4 protein-coding genes are annotated in these 5,305 nt (G+C 75.2%); 2 read left to right on the forward strand and 2 right to left on the reverse strand.

Going from position 1 to position 5,305, the window contains the following annotated elements; genetic code table 11:
* Positions 1–15: 15 nt before the first annotated feature.
* Complete coding sequence (locus DQW06_RS08530; RefSeq protein WP_071623230.1) at positions 16–837, reverse strand: histidine phosphatase family protein; 822 nt, start codon at positions 835–837, stop codon at positions 16–18.
* Between the two features lie 231 nt (positions 838–1,068).
* On the opposite strand from DQW06_RS08530, the gene DQW06_RS08535 reads away from it, so the two are divergent.
* Positions 1,069–2,022 (forward strand): aldo/keto reductase, encoded by a 954-nt coding sequence (locus DQW06_RS08535; protein ID WP_013153782.1) that lies wholly within the window; start codon positions 1,069–1,071, stop codon positions 2,020–2,022.
* A 305-nt stretch (positions 2,023–2,327) separates the two neighbouring features.
* On the opposite strand, the gene DQW06_RS08540 is transcribed toward DQW06_RS08535, so the two are convergent.
* Entirely contained in the window at positions 2,328–4,604 is a 2,277-nt protein-coding gene (locus DQW06_RS08540; protein WP_117198248.1) for an LLM class flavin-dependent oxidoreductase, read from the reverse strand.
* 99 nt (positions 4,605–4,703) lie between these two features.
* Here DQW06_RS08540 and DQW06_RS08545 point away from each other — a divergent pair, with 99 nt between their 5' ends.
* Positions 4,704–5,303 carry a MarR family winged helix-turn-helix transcriptional regulator gene (locus DQW06_RS08545; protein WP_117198249.1) on the forward strand — a complete coding sequence of 200 codons (600 nt, stop codon included), beginning with the start codon at positions 4,704–4,706 and terminating at the stop codon, positions 5,301–5,303.
* Positions 5,304–5,305: the final 2 nt, after the last annotated feature.

Here is a 5,305-nt window from a genome sequence, read left to right on the forward strand (position 1 = left end):
GCGGAGGAGGGACCGTCAGGGGGCGTCGGCGGGGGTCTCCTGGGAGCCCGCGCCGCCGCCCACGGCCGCGTCGCCGCTGGCCTCGGCGGGGGTCGGCAGGCTCGCGGTCAGGCTCTCCCCCGTGTCGTTGAGCTTGTTGAGGAAGGGACGGGTGCGCGTGTAGGTGATGGAGGTGACCGAACAGGGGTCCACCCTCAGGCGCTGGAACAGGTCCAGGTGCATGCCGAGGGCGTCGGCGACGATGGCCTTGATGATGTCGCCGTGACTGCACACCACGTACACGGGCGGGTCCTGGGGCGCGGACGGGACGCCCGGGGCCGATGCCTCGGACGGGGAACCCGGGACCGGGGCCTCGGGCGGCGCCGAGAGCAGGCGGGCGTTCCAGTCGCGCACGGCCGCGACCGCGCGGGCCGAGGACTCGGCCAGGGCCTCCCCGCTGGGGAAGCGCGCGGCGCTGGGGTGGTCCTGCACCACGCGCCAGAGGGGTTCGTCGGACAGTTCACCGAGCCCGCGGCCGGTCCAGGAGCCGTAGTCGCACTCCACGAAGCGCTCGTCGGTGGTGACGGGGACGCCGAGCTGCGCGGCGACGGCCTCGGCGGTCTCCTGGCAGCGTTCGAGCGGGCTGGAGACCAGGGCCGCCGGTCGCAGCCCGGTGAGCCGACCGGCCAGGTGCGCGGCCTGGACGCGGCCGGTGTCGTTGAGGTGGACGCCCTCGGCGCGCCCCGCCAGGCGGGGGCCGGTGGCGTCGGTCATCCCGTGCCGGATGAGGAGGAGGGTGACCGCCTCGGGTGCGGGCGGTGGGGGCGGAGTGTCCTGGGGTGCTGCGGGTGTCGCCATGGTCACAGGGTAGGCCCGTGGCGGACGGGAGGGCAGGACCCCGGCCGCGGTCGCGGGAACGGTCTGCCGCCGCGGGATCGGCGGATCCGGGCCACCAGGTTCGAGGAGCCCGTTCCCGGAACCGGAACACGGGCGCGGGCACCGCGAACGCCCCGGTCACGGCCGCGCCGGAGGGGAACGGCGGGGGTGTGCCCAGGGACGGCGTCGGACGGACGCGGTACTCTCCGCCGCATGGAACAGCGACAGGTGGGCAGATCAGGGCTCTGGGTCTCTCGTACCGCTCTCGGCACGATGACCTGGGGCAAGGACACCTCCGAGGAGGAGGCCGGGCAGCAGCTCACCGCGTTCGTGGACGCGGGCGGCACGCTCGTGGACACCGCGGACATCTACACCGGCGGCCAGAGCGAGCGGATCCTGGGGCGCCTGCTGCGCGCCTCGGTGCGCCGCGAGGACGTGGTGGTGGCCACCAAGACCGGCCACACGCCCGACGGCTACCGGCCGGTGGACGCCTCCCGGCGGCACCTGCTGGCCTCCCTGGACGCCTCGCTGCGACGCCTTCAGACCGACTACGTGGACCTGTGGCAGCTGCACGTGTTCGACCCCTCCACGCCGCCCGAGGAGTCGCTGGCCGCGATGGAGGCGGCCGTGGCGGCGGGCAAGGCGCGCTACGTGGGCACGGGGAACCTGGAGTCGTGGCAGTTCGCGACCCTGGCCACCTGGCAGCGCGCGCGCCCCGGGCGCGTGCCCCTGGTGAGCGTGGGGAGCGAGTACTCGCTGCTCAACCGGGGCGCCGACCACGGTCTGCGGCCCGCCGCGGCGGTGGCCGGGGCCCACCTGATCGCGTGGTCGCCGCTGGGACGCGGCGTGCTCACCGCCAAGTACCGCAACGGGACGCCGCCGGACTCGCGGGCGGCCTTCTCCCACATGGCGCCGTACGTGGAGCCCTACTTGGACGACCGCAGCCGCCGGGTGGTGGAGTCGGTGTGCACGGCGGCCGAGGGCCTGGGCGTGTCGCCGCTGGCGGTGGCGCTGAGCTGGGCGCGCGACCAGGAGGGCGTGGCCGCGGCGGTGGTCGGTCCGCGCACCCTCGCGCAGCTGGAGGAGATCCTGGGTGTGGAGGGCGTGGAGCTGCCGCCCAAGATCCGCGACGCGCTCGACGACGCCACGGCGCGCCCCGAGCGCTGACACCCCTCCCTCGCCGGTGCTCCCTCGGGGTCCACGGAAACGGGGGCGCGACCGTCCTCGGCGGCTTCGGGGCGCCTTCTCCCCGGGTCGCGCGAACCGGCGACGCCCGTGCGGTGACCGCGCCCGCCCCACCCGTGCGGTGCGCCCGCGAACGGTTTCACGGCGGGCAAGCCCACAGGCGGGCTCTCCCCCTTGGGCCCACGCGCGGGGAACGCGCGGAGCGGCGCCGACCGGCGGCGACGCCCCCGGCGCACGCGCACACGCGGGGGACGCACCACCGCCCGCCCGGTTCCGGCCGAGCCCGCTCAGCCCCGAATCGCGGGCGGGATCGGGAAGTTCTTGTCGAACACGTTGTGCGGGTCGTACACGGCCTTGAGGGCCCGCAGCCTGTCCAGGGTGGGCTCGGGGAAGGCCTGCGCGAGCACCTCGGGCCCGGTACGGGTGTCGAAGCTCAGGTACATGCCCTCCAGGTGCTTGTCCAGGTCCGCCCACCGCTGGTCCATGCGCACGGCGCTCCGGGTCGCCGTCATGGCCGCCAGCACGAAGTTCTGCGACCGGTGGGCGTAGGCGGTGGCGTCGGCCGCCAGCTCGTTGACCGCGCCGCCGACCTGTCTGAGCTGCATGAACATGACGTCGCCCGAGGCGAGCAGCCCGGCCAGGCCCTCGGCCGCGTCCGGGGTGACGTGGTGCAGCAGGCCCGAGCGCGCCTCGGGCAGCCCGTGGCCCTGGTGGGGCCCGTCGGGGCGGACGAGGATCGCGGGGTAGGGCGCGAGCTGGGCGCGCTGGTCCAGGACGGGGCCCACGGACAGGAAGGGCTCCAGCGCCCGCACGGCCAGGTCGGTGTCGTCCCCGGCGTAGACCACCATGGCCTGGGCCGCGGGGCCGCGTCCGCCGCGCGCGGGGCCGGTGGTGAGGAAGGCGGTGACCTCGCGCGGCGCGGCCTCGGCGACCTCGCCCCAGGCCCGGAGGAAGGCGGCGGTGTCGGTCGCGTCGTAGACGAACTGGCCGAGGACCACGTCGCGCACCGGGGCGGCCGTGGCCTCGACGGCTGTGAGCACGCCGAAGTTGGCGCCCGCGCCGCGCATGGCCCAGAACAGGTCGGGGTGGTGGTCGGCGTCGGCGCGCACGGGGGTTCCGTCCGCGGTGACGACCTCGACGGCGGTGACGTTGTCGATGGTCAGGCCGTGGGCGCGGGACATGTAGCCCACGCCGCCGGTGGTGGCCAGGCCCCCGACGCCCACTCCCCCGTGGTCGCCCGAGCTGAGGGCCAGGCCGTGGAAGGCGAGGGTGTCGGCGACCTCGCCCCAGCGGGCGCCGGCGCCGAGCCGGACCAGGCCGGAGTCCGCGTCCAGGACCTCGACGCCGTTCATCCGCGACAGGTCCACGACGACGCCGCCGTCGCCGGTGGAGCGCCCGCTGATGCCGTGGCCGCCGCTGCGCACGTGCAGGTCGGCGTCCTGGGCGCGGGCGTGGGCGAGGGCCTCGGCGACCTCCTCGGCGCTGCCGGGGCGCAGGACCAGCCCCGGCGAGCCCTTCTGCATGTAGCCGTGGCGGACGCGGGCGTAGGCGCGGTCGCCGGGTTCGACGGCGTGCTCGCGCAGGCTCTCGGGGACGCCGTCGTAGTCGATGCCGGAGCGGCGCGCGGCCAGGGAGGCGGCGGCGCGGGCCGGGCCGGTGTCGGTGCCCGCGTCGGCGCGTTCGCGGTCCACGGCCTCGCGCAGGGCGGGGGCGACCTCGGCGCCGAAGGTCTGGATGGTGCGCGGGTCGTCGGTGCCCACGATGAACGTGGAGTAGCCGTGTTCGAGGACCAGGGGCAGCAGGTCGTCCACCCACTGCTCGGGCGGGCCCTGGAGGAAGTCCTTCCCGGTGGGCAGGAAGGCGATCTGGGCGAGATTGAGCATGCGGCGGACCTGACGGGGGTCGCGCCCGGCGGCCTGCGCGGCCTCGTCGATGGTCCGGTGGGCCTCGGCCATGTCCTCCAGCTTGAGGTAGCCGAGGCTGGGCAGCCAGCCGTCCGCCTTGGCGCCGACCAGGCGCAGCATGCGGGGCTTGTAGGCGCCCAGGCTGATGCCGATCTCGTGGGCGGGGGCGGGGCCGCGCTTCATGCCGCGCACGCGGTGGTGCTCTCCGTTGACGCGGACGCCGCCGCGGGCGTCGGTGTCCCAGGCGGCGCGGATGACGTCGATGCCCTCGCTGAGCGCGTCCACGGCCTGGCGCGGGGTGAGGCGCTTGCCGCCCATGCCCTCGATGCCGTCCCAGAACGCTCCGGCGCCCAGGGCGAGTTCGAAGCGGCCGTGGGAGAGCAGGTCGAGGCTGGCGGCGGAACGGGCGAGCATCGCGGGCGGGCGCAGGGGCAGGTTGAGGACGTTGGCCGACACGCTCAGGCGCGTGGTGCGCGCGGCCACCCAGCTCAGCAGGGTCCAGGTGTCGAGGAAGCCGGGGTTGTAGGGGTGGTCCTGGAAGGTGGCCAGGTCCAGTCCGGCCGCCTCGGTGAGTTCGGCGAGCGCGACGGTGCGGTCGGGGTCCTGCGCCGCGGGTGTGATGAAGGTGCCGAACCTCAGGGGGTGTCCGTAGTCGGGCATGGGTTCTCTCCTCGGGAGGAAGCCGGAACTAGTTTGTCGAACCAACGATGTTGGCAACAACTTATCTTGTGTGCCACCTATTCCTGGTAGCCTCGGAGCATGGCACTCCTTACTCCGAAGCCCGGCCGGACCCCGGCCGGGAACGCGGACCCGACTCCGGGACAGGACACCGACCTGGGGTGGTCGCTGGCCGTGCTCCTGCGCCGGTGGCACGAGCGGGTGGAGGCGGTCCTGGACGGCGTCCCGCACGGCAGCCGCGGCTACCACGTGCTCACCGCGGTCTCACTCGACGAGCCCCCCACCCAGGCGGCCCTGGCCGAGCGGCTGCTCATCGACCGCAGCGTGATGACCTACCTCCTCGACGACCTGGAGGAGGCCGACCTCGTGCGGCGCCGGGTGGACCCCGGCGACCGGCGGGTGCGGCGGGTGTGCGCCACCGCGCACGGCCGCGAGGTGCTGGCCTCGCTCAGCGCACGCGTGCGTGAGGCGGAGGAGCACATCCTGGCGGGACTCGACGCGCCCGCGCGCGAGCTGTTCCGCCGGATCGCCCAGCACGCGGCCGTCGCCGTCCAGGAGTCCTCCCCCACGACCGACCCGTGCGCGGCCGTGCGCCAGGTCGTCGGTCCGGACGACCCGGCTGGGAAGCCGGAGAAGCGGGAGGGGCGGCGCGGGCGCGGGAACCGGGCCAAGCGGGAGTAGCG

It is taken from the genome of Nocardiopsis sp. TNDT3 (assembly GCF_003427465.1).
GTDB classification, from domain to species: domain Bacteria; phylum Actinomycetota; class Actinomycetes; order Streptosporangiales; family Streptosporangiaceae; genus Nocardiopsis; species Nocardiopsis dassonvillei.

Bases quoted from the DNA above. Each gene is read 5' to 3' on its own strand.
- DQW06_RS08530 (WP_071623230.1), bottom strand. From the start codon at position 837: ATGGCGACACCCGCAGCACCCCAGGACACTCCGCCCCCACCGCCCGCA.
- DQW06_RS08535 (WP_013153782.1), top strand. From the start codon at position 1,069: ATGGAACAGCGACAGGTGGGCAGATCAGGGCTCTGGGTCTCTCGTACC.
- DQW06_RS08540 (WP_117198248.1), bottom strand. From the start codon at position 4,604: ATGCCCGACTACGGACACCCCCTGAGGTTCGGCACCTTCATCACACCC.
- DQW06_RS08545 (WP_117198249.1), top strand. From the start codon at position 4,704: ATGGCACTCCTTACTCCGAAGCCCGGCCGGACCCCGGCCGGGAACGCG.